At 40.8% G+C, this 15,977-nt stretch carries 18 protein-coding genes; 17 read left to right on the top strand and 1 reads right to left on the bottom strand.

The genetic code is table 11. The features are described from left to right. Positions 1 to 2: 2 nt before the first annotated feature. Together GKC25_RS13810 and GKC25_RS13805 are read left to right on the top strand one after the other, a co-directional pair. Positions 3 to 1,349 carry a phage tail sheath family protein gene (locus GKC25_RS13810; protein ID WP_106038240.1) on the top strand — a complete coding sequence of 449 codons (1,347 nt, stop codon included), beginning with the start codon at positions 3 to 5 and terminating at the stop codon, positions 1,347 to 1,349. Position 1,350: 1 nt separating this feature from the next. Beyond that, positions 1,351 to 1,794 carry a phage tail tube protein gene (locus tag GKC25_RS13805; protein ID WP_003213309.1) on the top strand — a complete coding sequence of 148 codons (444 nt, stop codon included), beginning with the start codon at positions 1,351 to 1,353 and terminating at the stop codon, positions 1,792 to 1,794. Between the two features lie 286 nt (positions 1,795 to 2,080). Here GKC25_RS13805 and GKC25_RS13800 read toward each other — a convergent pair whose 3' ends face one another. Continuing rightward, positions 2,081 to 2,170, bottom strand: coding sequence for a putative holin-like toxin (locus GKC25_RS13800; RefSeq protein ID WP_081311383.1), 90 nt, complete (start codon positions 2,168 to 2,170; stop codon positions 2,081 to 2,083). 151 nt (positions 2,171 to 2,321) lie between these two features. Between GKC25_RS13800 and GKC25_RS13795 the strand changes: the two genes are divergently transcribed. The 15 genes from GKC25_RS13795 to GKC25_RS13725 all read left to right on the top strand — a co-directional run bounded on the left by GKC25_RS13795 (position 2,322) and on the right by GKC25_RS13725 (position 15,872). Then, the gene (locus GKC25_RS13795) at positions 2,322 to 2,762 is read left to right on the top strand and encodes a phage tail assembly chaperone (protein WP_012011040.1); all 441 of its coding nucleotides are present in this window, start codon (positions 2,322 to 2,324) and stop codon (positions 2,760 to 2,762) included. 41 nt (positions 2,763 to 2,803) lie between these two features. Next, positions 2,804 to 2,941 carry a hypothetical protein gene (locus GKC25_RS13790; RefSeq protein WP_095285871.1) on the top strand — a complete coding sequence of 46 codons (138 nt, stop codon included), beginning with the start codon at positions 2,804 to 2,806 and terminating at the stop codon, positions 2,939 to 2,941. Continuing rightward, entirely contained in the window at positions 2,942 to 6,925 is a 3,984-nt protein-coding gene (locus GKC25_RS13785) for a transglycosylase SLT domain-containing protein (protein ID WP_425389365.1), read from the top strand. After that, the gene (locus tag GKC25_RS13780; protein WP_187704110.1) at positions 6,918 to 7,586 is read left to right on the top strand and encodes a LysM peptidoglycan-binding domain-containing protein; all 669 of its coding nucleotides are present in this window, start codon (positions 6,918 to 6,920) and stop codon (positions 7,584 to 7,586) included. Before GKC25_RS13785 ends, GKC25_RS13780 begins: the two co-directional genes overlap by 8 nt. Positions 7,587 to 7,597: 11 nt before the next feature. Beyond that, positions 7,598 to 8,608, top strand: a complete 1,011-nt coding sequence (locus GKC25_RS13775) for an XkdQ/YqbQ family protein (RefSeq protein ID WP_034659739.1) — start codon at positions 7,598 to 7,600, stop codon at positions 8,606 to 8,608. Further along, a complete protein-coding gene (locus tag GKC25_RS13770) occupies positions 8,605 to 8,871 on the top strand; it encodes a DUF2577 family protein (protein ID WP_034659738.1) in 267 nt (88 codons plus the stop codon). The genes GKC25_RS13775 and GKC25_RS13770 overlap by 4 nt, the downstream gene beginning before the upstream one ends. A 14-nt stretch (positions 8,872 to 8,885) precedes the next feature. Further along, positions 8,886 to 9,308 (top strand): DUF2634 domain-containing protein, encoded by a 423-nt coding sequence (locus GKC25_RS13765; protein ID WP_106039144.1) that lies wholly within the window; start codon positions 8,886 to 8,888, stop codon positions 9,306 to 9,308. Beyond that, on the top strand, positions 9,301 to 10,350 hold the full coding sequence (locus GKC25_RS13760) for a baseplate J/gp47 family protein (protein ID WP_187704109.1): 1,050 nt from the start codon (positions 9,301 to 9,303) through the stop codon (positions 10,348 to 10,350). The genes GKC25_RS13765 and GKC25_RS13760 overlap by 8 nt, the downstream gene beginning before the upstream one ends. Continuing rightward, positions 10,334 to 11,257: a YmfQ family protein gene (locus tag GKC25_RS13755; RefSeq protein ID WP_034659735.1), complete on the top strand. Its 924-nt coding sequence runs from the start codon at positions 10,334 to 10,336 to the stop codon at positions 11,255 to 11,257. The genes GKC25_RS13760 and GKC25_RS13755 overlap by 17 nt, the downstream gene beginning before the upstream one ends. An 11-nt stretch (positions 11,258 to 11,268) precedes the next feature. Continuing rightward, a complete protein-coding gene (locus GKC25_RS13750; RefSeq protein WP_003212666.1) occupies positions 11,269 to 11,652 on the top strand; it encodes a phage tail protein in 384 nt (127 codons plus the stop codon). 271 nt (positions 11,653 to 11,923) lie between these two features. Continuing rightward, the gene (locus GKC25_RS13745) at positions 11,924 to 13,135 is read left to right on the top strand and encodes a hypothetical protein (RefSeq protein ID WP_034659734.1); all 1,212 of its coding nucleotides are present in this window, start codon (positions 11,924 to 11,926) and stop codon (positions 13,133 to 13,135) included. A gap of 204 nt (positions 13,136 to 13,339) precedes the next feature. Beyond that, on the top strand, positions 13,340 to 14,425 hold the full coding sequence (locus GKC25_RS13740) for a pyocin knob domain-containing protein (protein ID WP_342689833.1): 1,086 nt from the start codon (positions 13,340 to 13,342) through the stop codon (positions 14,423 to 14,425). A 135-nt stretch (positions 14,426 to 14,560) separates the two neighbouring features. Next, on the top strand, positions 14,561 to 14,773 hold the full coding sequence (locus GKC25_RS13735) for a BhlA/UviB family holin-like peptide (protein ID WP_034317366.1): 213 nt from the start codon (positions 14,561 to 14,563) through the stop codon (positions 14,771 to 14,773). A gap of 12 nt (positions 14,774 to 14,785) precedes the next feature. After that, on the top strand, positions 14,786 to 15,049 hold the full coding sequence (locus tag GKC25_RS13730; protein ID WP_187704107.1) for a phage holin: 264 nt from the start codon (positions 14,786 to 14,788) through the stop codon (positions 15,047 to 15,049). A 19-nt stretch (positions 15,050 to 15,068) separates the two neighbouring features. Further along, complete coding sequence (locus tag GKC25_RS13725) at positions 15,069 to 15,872, top strand: peptidoglycan recognition protein family protein (protein ID WP_034659729.1); 804 nt, start codon at positions 15,069 to 15,071, stop codon at positions 15,870 to 15,872. Positions 15,873 to 15,977: the final 105 nt, after the last annotated feature.

The following is a 15,977-nucleotide window of genomic DNA, read 5'->3' as shown; positions in this document are numbered from 1 at the left end:
GGATGAACGGAGGCACATTTACACCAGGTACAGAGAAAAAGCGTCCTGGCATTTACTTTAATTTTAAAACAACAGCAGAGCAGCGAATTACTTTAGGCGATCGAGGTACGGTGGCACTTCCTCTTGTGATGAGCTGGGGAGAACCAAAAACCTTTATTTCCGTTTCAAATATGGAAGACTTAAATAAAAAGGTTGGACTCAATATTGATGACAAGTCGCTTCTTCTTTTCCGTGAAGCAAAGAAAAAAGCACAAACGGTCTTGCTTTACCGCCTAAACGAAGGGGAGCCAGCCAAAGCTGAAATCGCAGAAAACTTTGTGGTCACAGCCAATTATGGCGGTCTAAAAGGAAATGAGATCACTGTACAAGTGGCAGAAAATGTACTTGATAGCACAAAGCGTGACGTCATCACTTATCTTGGAACAGATATTGTGGATAAGCAGGTTGTCACGGATGTCAAAGATCTTGTGAAAAACAAATATGTTCAATTTTCTGGTGAAGGTGAAGCCGTCATCACGGCTGGTGTGGCACTAAGCGGTGGGAAAAATGGTGTGGCAAGTGTCGCAGATTATACAGCTTTCCTAGAAGCAGCAGAAACAGAATACTTTGATGTTATTGCTCTCCCGATCGATAATAGTGAGCAATTAAGAGCGACCTTCGCTTCATTTATCGAGCGTTTACGTGATAAGCAAGGACGTAAGGTGCAAGGAGTTGTGGCCAACTATGCAGCTGACCAAGAAGGCATCATCAATGTGACAAGCGGTGTTGTGCTGGAAGATGGAACAGAACTAACGCCTGCTCAAGCAACAGCATGGGTCGCAGGTGCAAGTGCAGGTGCAAACTTCAATCAGTCACTGACCTTTGTAGAATACGAAGGAGCAGTGGATACATTAGAACGCCTTGATAATGATCAAGTAGAATACCGATTATCACAAGGGGAGTTCCTGTTCACCTTTGATGCGAGAGATCGTACCGTGAGTGTTGAAAAAGATATTAACTCCTTGACAAGCTTTACAGCTGAAAAGAACCAGCAAATGGCGAAAAACAAAATCATTCGTGTGCTTGATGCGATCAACAATGATTTGACGTTCGAATTAAAAAATCTGATTAAATTACGCAAAGCCAATGGCAATGACATTCCAGCATCAGATGATGGGGTGCAGCTTGTGAAAACACTGATTACTCAGTATCTCACACAGCTTCAAGATGGCAGCGGCATTACAGGCTTTAACTCAGAAACAGATATCGTGATCGGTCTCAATGAAGATCGTGATGGATTTATCATCGATCTAGCGGTTCAACCAGTAGATGCAGCAGAAAAATTCTATTTCAATGTGGAGGTGAAGTAAGATGGCTTTTAAAGCGCAAAATACAATTTCAGGTAAAGAAGGTCGTCTTTTCTTAGAAGGTGAGGAGCTTGCCTTTATCAAAACGTTTGAAGCAAACGTGGAGAAAAACAAATCAGAAGTCAATGTGATGGGCCGCCGAATGACTGGTCATAAAACAACAGGGGCAAACGGAACAGGAACGGCAACATTCTATAAAGTCACGTCACGTTTCGTTCAATTAATGCTCAACTATGTGAAAAAAGGGGAAGACCCATATTTCACTCTTCAGGCTGTAATTGACGATAAGTCATCAGGCCGAGGCACTGAGCGTGTGACATTATTTGATGTCAACTTTGATTCAGCTAAAATTGCTGGACTGGATGTCGATTCAGAAGCGCTTGAAGAAGAAGTTCCGTTTACGTTCGAGGACTTTGATCTTCCTGAAAAGCTGAAGAATTCCTTTTAATGAACAAAAGGCATACAAATGACGAAAATATATGTTATTTTTATTTTATTCAACGATATGGTATAATTTTTCATAGTTACAGAGTAGCTACAAAAGAGTTACTGTGTAACCCCAAAAAGTTTCTTAGAAATATGTTTACATGCAAAGTACTTTGCATAAAATAAAAAGAAGCCAGGATGCGTCAACATCCCGGCAATGTACAATGAGGCCCTCAAGGGGCTGGCTAATCAATTAGATAGTTTTAAGGATAGACTTTCCCTTCAACCGTCCAAAGCTCAAGGGGAGTCTATTTTTTGTCTATATACGTCAACAGGGCAACGATAAATGACCCGAATGCAAGCATTAACATAAGCGCTTGAAATGTTGACATGAGCATCACCCCCTTCCTATCGGGGATGAGCCAGACACCCTTGAGCAAGCCATTCAATTGTACAACCTAAATTATACATGAAAAGATTGGAAAGCACATTCAAAAATGGATGTGCTTTTTTGCATTCAAAAAAACATAACAAAGGGAGTTTTTAAACATGAGCGAAAAACAAACATTTGATCTTTCATTTTTTATGCCAGGACAAACAGTAGAAGCGGAAGAGGTCAAAGTACCGATTTCTAAGCGTTTTGTTGATAAAAAAGGGAATGTCATTCCTTTTGTCTTTAAAGCCATTACAACTGAACGCATTGATGAACTGGAAAAAGAAAATACGACCTTCAAAAATGTCAAAGGCAGAGGCCGCGTAAAGGACTTAGACAGTCAGCGCTTCTACGCACGAATTGCAATTGAATCGACCATTTATCCAGATTTCCGCTCAAAGGAATTAAGGGAAGCCTACAGCACACAAGATCCAGTTGAAGTAGCAAAACGCGTCCTGTCAGTTGGCGGTGAATATGCGAACTGGTTAAACAAAGCCATCGAAATCAATGGATTCGAAGACGAAATTGAAGATTTAGAAGAAGCAGCAAAAAACTAATAAAAGATGGGGATAAAGAAGCCGTGTTTTTATATTACGCCATGCACGAGCTTCACTACTCCCCATCTGAACTCCTAGATTTATACGAATCACCAAGACCGTTCAAAGCATTCCTATTCGGACTCATCAGCTACAAACTCGACATGCTAGAAAAAGAAGCAAAGAAAGGAGGGAAATAATTGGCGAAACTCACTGCACGATTTGAATTAGAAGACCGAGTGTCGAAGAAGCTTATGCGCATTCAAAAAAGATTTCAAACGTTTGAGAAGCAGCTAAAACCATTTAGAAAACCAGTGAAAATAAACCTGGAAATAGATGAAAAGAAGTTAAGAAACTTCAGTTTATCGCTTCGAAAAATTTCAGTATTTTCCATGAGGCTGGACCAGGGAATCTATAGTGATTTAAAAGCATTAAACAATCAGTTAAATATGCTCCCAAATCATCTGGTCATATCCATTCAAGCGAAAGGACTAGATGTCATTAAATCCAGCATAAACCGTTTAAAACAAGCGGGAACAAGCCCCATTCTGCTGACGTTTAAACTAAACGATCAATTGTCAGGTAAAATGTCATCGATCAAAAAATCTATCCTTCAGCTCATGAACAGAACGTATTATATGAGATTAAACATGGTTGACCAAGCCACCGCTGCAATTCAACGAATCAAAAAGACACTCAAAAGCTTGACGATGTCTAAACACGAAATCAGAGTGTCTGTTCAAGACAATGCAAAGAGTAAGTTGAAAAAACGAGATCAGGCTGAGTCGATTGTGAAAGAACAAAACATAAAAAAAGAGCCTGAGGCTGTTAGTCCATCAGTGAAAACAGATGAATCTAAACAGAGTTGGCTTCAAAACCTTGCCAATAAAGGATTAAATGAAATTCAAAAATATGCAGGTGACGTTGCAGACAAAGTGAAGGAAAAATTGAGTCCTAGAAAGTTTTGGGATGAAAAAGCACTTCCTTGGGTTGAAAATAAAATGGAAGATTACAAACAAGATGTGATCGGAAGAATTAAAGAGAAGATTAAATTTAATCCTGAAGAAAAACTAGATCAATTGGTGAAGACTGGATTAGATCGTCTCTTTGGTGCAAGTGATCAATCAAGTGAAAGTGCCACTCCAGCACCAACAACAGCACCAACAACAGCACCAACAACAGCACCAACAAATCCAGCTCCCAAAACGAAACCTCAGCCGCGAGGTGGAAAAGGCTTGTTTCGCAATAGTTGTTGCCCCTGTTGTGCAAGAGGTTTAAGCAGGGGAGGATCTACTAAAACTAAAAATAGAAATGGTCAATCACCAAGACAATCTACAAACCAAAATGCCACAACAAGAACCGAAATGAATAGAAGACCTCCAAGTAAATTAGGGAAACTGAAAACAAATGCAGGTAAATTATTTGGAAAAATCCCTAGTGGACTAAAGAAAGGTGCGGGTATCGCAGCTTCAGTTGGCGGACTTACGGGTTTAGTGAAAGGTAGCAAGGGGTTAAGTGGATTAGGGGATGCGGTGAAAAATATAGGTAAAGGGAGCGGCAAGTTATTAAAGAAAGTACCTATTCTAGGAAGTGTACTTAGTGCAACAAATCTAATCGGTATGAACAAAGAAAATGCTGGTGAAAAGATCGGTACGACTGGAGGCGGCATCGCTGGCGGGATGGCAGGTGCTGCAGCAGGTGCAGCTATTGGAAGCGTAGTTCCAGGGGTAGGTACAGCCATCGGCGGTCTAGTAGGCGGCATCGCTGGAAGTATGGGCGGAGAATCTATCGGTGAAACAATTGGAAAATGGTTTGATGGCGGCGGATTTGAAAAGATTGGCCAAAAAGCCATTGAAATCAAAAATCAAATTGTCGAAGTTTGGTCAACAGTAGCGGGTTGGTTCACAGAAAATGTCTGGACACCATTAAGCAGTACGGTTGTCACAGTAGCAACGACCATATGGACAAGTCTAGTCAATGCCTGGACATGGATTCAAGAAACATTTAGTGCAGTTGCGGGCTGGTTTATCGAAAACGTTTGGACACCGCTAAGCGACACAGTCGTTACGGTAGCAACGACCATCTGGTCAAGTTTAGTGAATGCCTGGACATGGATTCAAGAGACATTTAGTGCAGTTGCAGGCTGGTTTATTGAAAACGTTTGGACACCGCTAAGCAGCACAGTCGTTACAGTCGCTACAGGGATTTGGACAGCATTATCAAATGCATGGAAAAAGATACAATCAATCTTTGGAGCTGTCTCGTCTTGGTTTATGGAAAATGTATGGAACCCACTTGTAGATACGGTAGGAACCATTAAAGACAGTTTCGGTAAAAAGTTTGAAGAAGCTTATAAAGTCGTGACAGATATATGGGATGGATTATCCAAATGGTTTAAAGATAATATTCAGACACCGATCGTAAAAGTAGCAGGTGCCATAAGTGAGGGTTTTTCTAAAGCTTTTGACTGGGTTAAAAAGATTTTTGATATGGGTGGCGGTGCTGTTAATTTAGTAGTGAATAAGGTATTAGGAAGAGACCCTGACAAAAAAGCTACAGGCGGCTATATCACCCAGCCAACCTTATCATGGGTTGGTGAAGCTGGTAACGAATTTGTTATTCCAACTCAAAATAACCGGGGGCGCGGGAAGATGCTGCTTGCCCAGGCTGCTTCTCATCTTGGAATGTCTGTTATGCCAAGTGGAGCGGCAGGAAATCAAATATCAAACTCTCCAGCTCCTATAGCAGTAGCTTCATCATCTTCTGTCGGTTCAATAGACGGATCTGTCTCGATGAATGGGAACATTCAAGCCTCCAGCATAGGCGAGCAATTTAATAAGGATTTTGAACAAGGATTAAATCAAAAAGTGATTACACTTGATCAATGGAAGCAAAAGAATATTCAGCAGCCTTTTGCTCAATTGACCACAGACTCAGGTAAGTATGGTCAGCAAACAGTTGCTGCTTTTGCGAATGGTCAGCAGGTGACACCAACAGGAACAGACAGCTTTTTGCAAAGTCGTGTAAAAGCACCATACCAACAAGTGATGACAGCATCACCAACTTGGGGTTCTGGAACAGTTAATGGTTTTGCCACAGGTCAAAATGCCACATCAGTTGGTACTAGCCAATACGTAGATCAGCACATCAAACAACCATTCCTGCAAGCAAAACAAGAATCACCAGGCTGGGGCTCAGGAATGATGGATGCCTTTAACAGCGGCATGCGTTCAAAAGCAAGTGAAGTCACACAAGCTGCCAAAGAAATGGCGAAGAAAGTAGAGCAGGCGTTTAGAGAGGAATTAGACATTCATTCCCCTTCACGCGTCATGATGAGTCTTGGGAAATTTGCATCGATCGGTGTCGTTAAAGGGCTGGACTCAGTGGATGTGAAAAAGTTTGCTGAAAATCAGGCTGGTTCATTAATCGGAGCTTTCAGTGGTATGGGGGCTTCAGGTCTTAGTGTTCAGCAATGGCTCATGGCAGCTCTCATGGCAACTGGCACATCGATGAACTGGCTTCCAGGTCTTATGACCATTGCACAGCATGAATCGAATGGAAATCCGAGAGCAATCAACTTATGGGATTCCAACGCTAAAAAGGGAACGCCTTCTAAAGGCTTAATGCAAACCATTGGACCGACGTTTAACTCCAATAAAGGCAAAGGTATGAATGACATTTGGAACCCAATTCATAATGCCGTAGCAGCCATTAACTACATTAAGGGCAGATATGGAACAGTCTTCAATACACCGGGATTACGAAGTATGAGAAGAGGCGGGCCTTATAAAGGCTACGCAAATGGCGGACTGATTACTCAGGAGCAGGTTGCTAGAGTCGGTGAAGGAAACAAACGCGAATGGATCATTCCTGAAGAAAGAGGTATTCGCGGAAGGTATTTATTAACGCAGGCAGCCAAGGCACTTGGGATGCAAGTATATGATCCAGCAAATGCGTCTGCACCTTTACCAGAATCACAAATGCAGCAAGTCACCTCAGCTCAGTCTTCTAGTCGTACAACAGCGTCAGGTAATAAGCAAATTACCATTCAATTCAATGGGGATCAGCATTTTCATAATGGACAAGATCAGCAATTGCTTGTCGAAAAAATTAGACAAATGCTCGTAGATGAACTGGAAGTAGAGCTTCATACAGGAACGAAGGGGGTCGTGATCGATGGGTAAATCAGTGTATCAATTGTGGATTTCCCAAGGAAAGGACAAGTTGCGATTCCCTGTCCTTCCATCCGAACTTGAAATCACAAATAACGTACAAAATGAAACGGTAAAGGTCGCTTCTTTTGGAGAACTGACCTTTATTGATGTCCCATCGGCTAAGCAAGTATCATTCACCTCATTATTTCCTAAGAAATATTCGCCAATTGCTGAATATAAAAGCATTCCATCACCGGAGAATGCGATAGCGAAAATAGAACGAATGATGCGTTCAAAGAAGCCTGTGCGGCTGATTGTAACGGGGACAAAAATCAATATGACGTGCAGCATTGAAAGCTTCACCCATAAAGAAGGGTCATATGATATTGGCGATCGTGAATTTACGATCGAGTTAAAGGAATACAAAACCGCATCGCCTAGGAAAATCAAACGAAAGAAAAAAGCAAAACAAACAAAAAAGAAAAGACCATCAAAAACACCACCAAAAATGTACACCGTCAAAAAAGGGGATACGCTATGGGCCATTTCAGGCAGATTTTATGGCGACAGTACAAAATGGCGGCGTATTTGGAATGCCAATAAATTAGCGATGATTAAACGTAGCAAACGCAATATTAAGCAGCCGGGGCATTGGATTTTCCCTGGACAAAGGTTAAAAATACCACAATAGGGGGGCTGGCATTGATCGAGCTTTTTGCCATCAGAAGCGGCACCATGTATGAGCTTGTCACAGAGAGTGTGACACTTCAGGGGCAAAGGTATCAAGCGCCTCGCTCTATTCAGGCAAATATTATCACTAAACAAGGCAGTCAAACATATTACCGTGTCTCAGAAGGGGACACGGTTCTTTTTAAATGGAAAGGAAAAGAGCTGTTCAGAGGCATTGTGTTTTCTCGTACGCCTGTTGAAGGGAAAATGACCTTTACCGCATACGACATGCTTCAATATTTGGTGAAAAACCAAGATGTCTATGTTTTTTCAAAACAAAGAGCAGATCAAATCTTGAGACGGATTGGGGCTGACTTTCAAATTCCCATGACCTCCATCGCCAATACCGGTCATGTCATAAAATCGCTAGTGTTTAAAAATGATACGAGCCTATATGACATGATTCTGAAAGCATTAAAAGAAACAAAGCGGCAAACCGGCAGAAACTATCAAATCTATTCTGCTAAAGGAAAGATGGGGCTGAGAGCTTGGCCAGATCCAGAGGACGTATGGGTCATTGAATCAGGTGTCAATCTCATTGGCTATCAGTACAGCACCTCGATTGAAGAAACAGCGACTCGTGTCAAGCTGCGTACGTCTGCAGATGAACAAGGGAAAAATAAGAAAAAAGGGAGCAAATCAGAGATTGTAGTGGTCGAACAGGATAAAGCAGGTCAGAATAAATACGGTATTTTACAGCATGTTGAGACGGTTACAGGGCAAATCAACCAGCCGCAGCTGCAAAAAAGAGCCAAAGTACGGCTGGCAGAGAAAAAAGGCGTTAAACAAGAAGTCAAAAGCATCCAAGCGCTAGGCATTCCTGAACTGCAAAGCGGTCTTCCAATCTATTTGAAAATCCCTGAAATCAACGTAAAAAAAACGTACTGGATCGATCAGGACAAACATGAATTCAGTGGGGTGAAACACACCATGACAATTGATGTTGTTGAGAAAAATTCCATCCCAAAGGGTGATCAAGCGTGAGGTTAAGTGAAGCGATTAAACGATTAGCAGTGAATGCTGTAGATGCCGCCTCTCCAATTGATCTGGTGGTTGGAGAAGTCACGGCAGTTTCTCCTGTAAGCATCCGGTTAAATGAAAACCATAAGCTGGTCATTCCGGAAGAATTACTGATTTGGCCAAAGCGCCTAAATAAGGGTGAGGATGATGAACTGAAAAGGGGAGACAGCATTATGGTGCTCGCAATGGCAGGAGGGCAGTCCTTCTACATCATCGACAAATTGTAAGGGAGGTGATGAACGTGGCACTTTCACCAGAGGAAGAAATCGAGGAAACAGAAGAAGACGAAGAGGTGGAAACCTCGACGACGTATCGAATAGATGTTGAAACTGGCAGACTGACAGGTGAAACCATTTCAGGCATTGAAGCAATTCGTCAATTCGTTTATATGACACTCAGGACAGAGCGGTATGCATATCCTATCTACAGCCACGACATTGGCACTGAAATCCAGGAGCTATTGACGGATACAGAAGCCACGGATGAATACAAAGAAATGGAGATTCCGAGACTGCTAGAGGAAGCATTGATTGTCGACGAACGGATTGATCATATTGAAGAATTAGAGGTCACAAAGCAAAATGACTCGTTTCATGTCAAGCTAGCTATTGTCACAGATGAAGGCACATTAGAAATAGAGGAGGTGATGGAGGGCGATGTTTGAGGAACAAACGTATGAAGCATTGATAGAAAGAATGCTGGACAGATTGCCAGATGACATAGATAAAAGAGAAAACAGCGTCATTTGGAATGCCTTGGCACCTGCTGCCGCTGAATTAGCCCAGTCCTATATTTGGCTTGATCAAGTATTCGAGCTGGTCTTTGCAGATACAGCACAAGGAGAGTTTCTAGATCGGCGGGCTGCTGAAGTAGGAATTGAAAGAAAACCAGCGACTAAAGCGATTTGGTCCGCAGCTATTCAGCCGGAGGATATCAACATCCCAGCTGGTTCACGGTTTTTTATTGAAGACGTCTATTTCCAATATTCGAAAGAAGGCACGCTAGAATGCGAGACACCTGGCAAGATCGGCAATGGTCAATTAACAGATCAGCCGCTGCTTTCACTAGATACAATCCCAGGGCTTGAATCGATTATCATGAAAGATTTGGTGATACCCGGACAAGAGGAAGAAGATGACGCTTCGTTATACGATCGTTACTTAATACGTGCTAGGCGGGAGGCTGTCAGTGCCAACAAGGCGCATTATAAAAAATGGGCTGAGGAAGTGACAGGGGTTGGCAGAGCGAAAGTATTCCCGCTTTGGAATGGAGAAGGAACGGTCAAAATTGTCATCACAGACGGCAATCTAGATGTTGCATCAGATCTTCTTGTTAAAAGAGTACAGGAATATATTGACCCAGTGCCAGGCGAAGGAGAAGGACAAGCGCCTATCGGTTCAAAAGCAACCGTCGAAAGCGCCAAATGGCTGGATATTGACATAGAAGTAGCCGTCGAACTTCAAATGGACTGGACCCTTGAAGGAGCGCAGAAAGAAATAGAAGAAAAGGTCAAAGCGCTGTTGAAATCAATCGCATTTGAAAAGAGTACCATTCGAATGTCCGCCTTAAATGACATTCTGTACCATTCAGAAAGTGTATCAGATTATGCAAACGTGTTATTGAATGGGGAATCGAAAAACTTAGTGTTACAGGACATTGAGATACCGCGTCTGAGGCAGGTGAAGGTTATTGAGCAAACAGGATGAAATGAAAAACTACTTGCCGCCATATTTTACAGCGATTTATGAAGTAGATCATCTACTCAAAACAGAAGCACCGGAGTTTGAGCAATTGGATGAATCCATTTTCGATTTAACGGATCAGTTCTTCCCTTTAACTGCGACATGGGGATTGAATAGATGGGAAAGAATGCTGAAGGTGCAGCGAGAATCAGATGACTCCATTGAACTTCGCAGGGCACGCTTACTCAATATGATGTCAAACATTCCACCGATCACGTATCTTTCATTAGAGAAATCGGTGAATCGCTTTCTCAAAAATCCAAGTGCCATCATCCGTCTCACCACCAATCGCTATCATTTCGCCTTACGTGTGAACCTAGATGACCTGCAAAACACTAGATATATTGTAGAAATACTTGAAACGTTAAAGCCGGCTCATTTGGCTTATACGTTCACTGCATTTCATCATACCGATGTACATGAAAAAAATGATCATCACGGGAGGCTCACACTGCGAAGCAGAGTGGGTTTTTTCGATCATATCCCGATTTTACTGAATGGTGAATTTGTATTAAATGGTACGTTTTATCTTAGCGGGACAAGAGGTTCAACCGATGTACCTGCTCGTTTCCGGCATTCGTTGAAGATGAGAATGCCGCTTCAGCATAAGTCAGAAACCACATATCGCATGAATTATGTCATGACTGGAGCGTTAAATGAAAAAGGGCAAAAAGCGGCACTGACTTTACGCACAAAGAACCAGCTGTCACATCAAACCAAAAAGAAGATGACGTTCCGATTGCCAGTACATGTCCAAACTGAACAGCGCGGCAGCTTACTGATCAAGGATCATTACTGGATTCTCGATGGATCTGTTCCGCTGGACGGATCAAAAATGCTAGCAGCAACTTCTCAAAAAATAGAGCTATAAGGAGGATCACAATGGCTGATCAATTAACCGTAACAACACTATATGCACGTCAACAAATGGCAAAGGCAAGAGCAGAAGGAACAAAACTCACAAAAGTCGTCAAAATGGCATTTGGAAATGGTGGGACGAAGGATGGGAAACCAATTTCACTAGACGGAACTGAACAAAAACTCAAAAAAGAACTAGTCCAAAAAGAGATTGATTCGTTTACCTTCATGGAACCAGCAAAAATCCGCTACACTTGCACGATCGCCGAAGGAGAACTGGCAGGAGAAGTCATCAACGAACTAGCACTTGTCGACGAAGCCGGCAAATTCACCGCCATCCGCACCATGACAGACAAACAAAAAGACGGCGACATCGAATTTGTTTTTGAGATTGATGATATTTATTAATGGAGTGACTTCAGGAATTAACCCAGTGTTTATTTTTCCAGAAGAATACAGCCAAAGCAGGCGATCTACTTTATAGGAGTTACTTTGAGTATAGAGGCACTAGGAGCACTTCAATCACATCGTTAGATCAATTTAAAGGTATGTGTGCATCTTTCTTCATATAAAGCCAATCCCAGGGTTTTAAGTTTAGTAAAAGGTGAAGTCATATATCATTACAAGTAAAAATAGATTAAACAAGCGATTATAGATTTTGAAAGGAGAATGATCAAACATGGAGATTAAGACACCACGAACTTTTAAAACAACTGATAAAGCCCATGCCGACCTATTTAATAATATGGTTGAAGACTTTTTTGACAATGATGTAGGACTATTAGAAGCAATCAATCAACATATTTATGATACAAATCCACATACGTCTGAAGCAGAAAAGAAAAAATGGAATGATTCTCAGAGCTATAAGATTACTGCAGATAATGGTAGCCAATTAATTAATGTTCCAGCTGATGCTAGGATCTTTGATGCGATAAAAGGGAAAGGAATGTGTACTTTTTATGCAGTTGCTGGAGTTGAAGATTCCCCGACCCCAGCGAATATTTCATTGAGAGGATTACAGACAGTAGGGCAAGATAACATTGGTACTGGCTTTGCTGTAGATATTGCTGGTAATGCTTATAGCTTTTATTATAATTCTGCGCATACTGCTATTAACTGGACAAAGCTTCCGACAGACGCGGAGAGAAATAAATGGAATGAAGGGCAATTATCTAAGATCACTGCAGATAATGGAGGGGTGATTATATCTGTTTCTGATGGTGAAGATTTACTTGAAAAGGTTGTTTCTTTAGGTCCGAGCCATGGTACATTTTATGTCACAGGTAAAGCATTAAACACCCCAACAACTAGATCGTGTCGTGGTATGTATCATTTTACTTCTCAAGATAGCAATGGAAAAGGGACATTTGGGTGGGTTATGGCAATAGATTATAACAATTACATGTATACAAACTATCTTGATTTAAATTTGGGGTGGCAAGGCTGGAAACGTGTTTTAACAAAGGAGGATATGGATAATACTTCTTTTGTCGATACGTATGATCTTGATAATTCCTCTGTATTAGCCGTTGAAAACGTTCCGACAAAACTGAATTTTGGTGATACAAGATCAGACGATTTAGGAGAATATAATCGTTCGCGCGCTGAAATTACATTGAAAAATAATGGTCTGTATTTTATTAGGCTTTATCTTAATAGCAATAACATTACTGTTGGATCAGATAGCATTTTGTCGTGCTATGTGAATGGGACAGAATTTCAACGTTTAGGTAATTGGAATCCTGTCATCTCATCCAGTATATGTGTATTATACCTTCAACAAAAGTTTAAAGCGGGAGATAAGTTAACATTTTATATTACACCCAAAAACACTGGAAGAACAATTACGATAAATAGAGCTTATGTCACTTTGTCACAGCTAAGATAAGGATATCTGAAAAAGAAGTGGGTGAGCAAATCGGACTGATGGAACAGTCTGTGTCGTTCAATAATCTAAATGAATTTATCACTTTTGATTTCCGATTTAGAACAAGATAACAAAAGATTCTTAAACGTTAAAAAAATATTAAATCATAAATCCTCCTCAATCTCATTGAAACAACTTACGTAATGGTAGAAAGGTGGGAACACATTGGATATAACAACTCCTCGTTCTTTTGAAACGAGTGATAAAGCTCATGCTGATCTATTCAACGATATGTTGAAAACATTGATTTATAACGACACTAGTATATCAGAACAATTAACTCTCCATATCGGTGATTCTAGACAACATACTTCAGAAGTAGAAAAAAAGAAATGGAATGAGTCGCAGCTGTATAAAATTACAGGTGATGATGGAGTACATCTTCTAAATATTCCTGTCGGATCAAAAATCTTTGACTCAATTAAAGACAAAGGGACTTGTACATTTTATGCACCTAGTGGAATAGAGGATAGCCCTTCACAATTTGCCATTAGAGGGATTCAGACAGTGGGACAAAATAATGTTGGAACAGGTTTTGCGATAGATACATCAGGTAATGCATATTACTTCTACTACAATTCTAGCCATATATCTATCAATTGGACTCAGCTTCCGACAACTGCTGAAAAAGATAAATGGAACAATGGACAGCTGTATAAATTGACTCAAAACAATGGTAGGCCTATTTATAAAGGGGTAAGTGAAACCACTGACTATAATGAGATTACAGAAACAGGAATGTATCTCATTTATAATGCTGGTCTAAATGGTCCTAAAGAGATCAAAAAGGCATTTATGATAGTGATAAGTTATGGAAATACCCTATTACAAACTATTTATGATGCAGTCAACGGTCTTAATTCTTTTTATAGAATTAGGAAGAGTGACTATACATGGACTGAATGGGAAAGGCAGCTTACATCTACAGATTTAAATGCCTCCTGGTATAATGTAAATCTAAATAGTAATATAAAGCAATATTTAGTCAACCCATTAAAATATTCTGTTAGACAAAATATTTTATATTTGAGAGGATCATTTGAGCAAGTTCCGGCTAATGAAACAGAAATTGCAATTTTAACGCAGAAACCTTCTTCTTTAACCGTTTTCACTTGTGCGACGGTTGGTTCATACGGATCTGCAAGGTTGTCTTTATCTAAAGATGGTATTCTAAAATTTGATGGGTTAATTGCAAATGATACGTTAAATGTAACCCGTATTGAAATTAATGAAGCAATTCCACTATGGTAGCTATAATATGGGCAAGCTACTATGACTTTTTTATGTAGTTAATTTGAATCACCGCAGACGACTACCAAGATATAACTGGAGAAATGTACAAAGCCTAATGGCTTTATTTTTTTGCCGGAAAGAAGGTGATTTCAAATGGAAGTAGATGTCGTCCAAAACTTAATGACACAAGGCCCGTTTGCCGTTCTTTTTTGCTGGATTCTGTTTTATGTTCTCAACACAACAAAAGAACGTGAAAATAAGCTCAATGAGCAAATCGAGGCGCAAAATGAAGTGTTAGCAAAGTTTAGTGAGAAGTATGACGTCGTGATCGATAAACTCGACAAAATTGAACGGAATTTAAAATAGGAGGTAAAAATCATGAAAACATTCGACAAAGGCACTGTGATTCGCACAGTGCTTCTTTTTATTGCACTCATCAATCAAACGCTTGTCATGTTTGGACAGACGGTGCTGCCGATTAGTGAGGAGCAAGTACAAACAGCCGGTGAGGCACTATATGTAGCAGGTTCCACCATTTTTACGATGGTGACAGCTATTATAACTTGGTTTAAAAACAATTATGTGACCTACAAAGGTCAATTACAAAAAGATACCCTGAAACAAAGAGGGCTAACAAAATAATAGTTGAAGGAGAAACAATATGGTCAATATCATTCAAGCCTACATTCCAAAACACAACCGCAACAGACCAAGAAATAGGATGAAGCCTCTCTATATTACGGTGCATAATACCTCTAACACTGCAAAAGGTGCAAATGCGGGGAGTCACGCTGCGTTTGTTGCACGTTCAAGTACTGGGGTCAGCTGGCATTACACTGTCGACGATCAGGTCATTTATCAGCATTTACCATTAAACGAAAACGGCTGGCACGCAGGGGATGGCAGAGGCTCTGGCAATATGAAATCAATCGGAATTGAAATTTGTGAAAATACAGACGGCAACTTTGAACAAGCAGTCGAAAATGCTCAATGGCTCATTCGGAAACTGATGGGCGATTTGGGGATTCCTTTATCAAATGTAGTGCCCCATAAACATTGGAGCGGGAAAGAATGTCCAAGGAAACTGCTCGGACGATGGGATCAATTTAAAGCTGGAATAGCCACAGCTCATACCGGCAGCAAAAGCACAAGAAAGCCAGTCCGAACAGAAAGCTTGAGCCACAAAGCACCCGTAACCAAACAGAAATCGTCAAATCTGCCATCTGGCATTTTAAAAATAACCAAGCCCTTAACAAAAGGATCTCAAGTGACAGCCGTGCAAAAAGCCTTATCTTCCCTCTATTTTTACCCAGACAAAGGAGCAAAAAACAATGGGATTGATGGCTATTATGGACCGAAAACAGCGAATGCCGTTAAGCGATTCCAGCTCATGAACGGCTTAGCGGCAGACGGGATTTACGGACCAAAGACGAAGAACAAAATGGAACAATTGCTGAAAAAGTGATCATTCATAAAGTGCTATCAGCAGGTGAAGGGATTTTTCCTTGCTGATAGCTAATAAAAAATGACATCATTTGTGATATAATCGACCGAATCTATCATAAGGGGA

Origin of the sequence: Bacillus pumilus (genome assembly GCF_038738535.1) — a bacterium.
Lineage (GTDB): Bacteria > Bacillota > Bacilli > Bacillales > Bacillaceae > Bacillus.
Note: the sequence above shows the minus strand (reverse complement) of the source record. Positions and strands in the feature narration are given on the sequence as shown.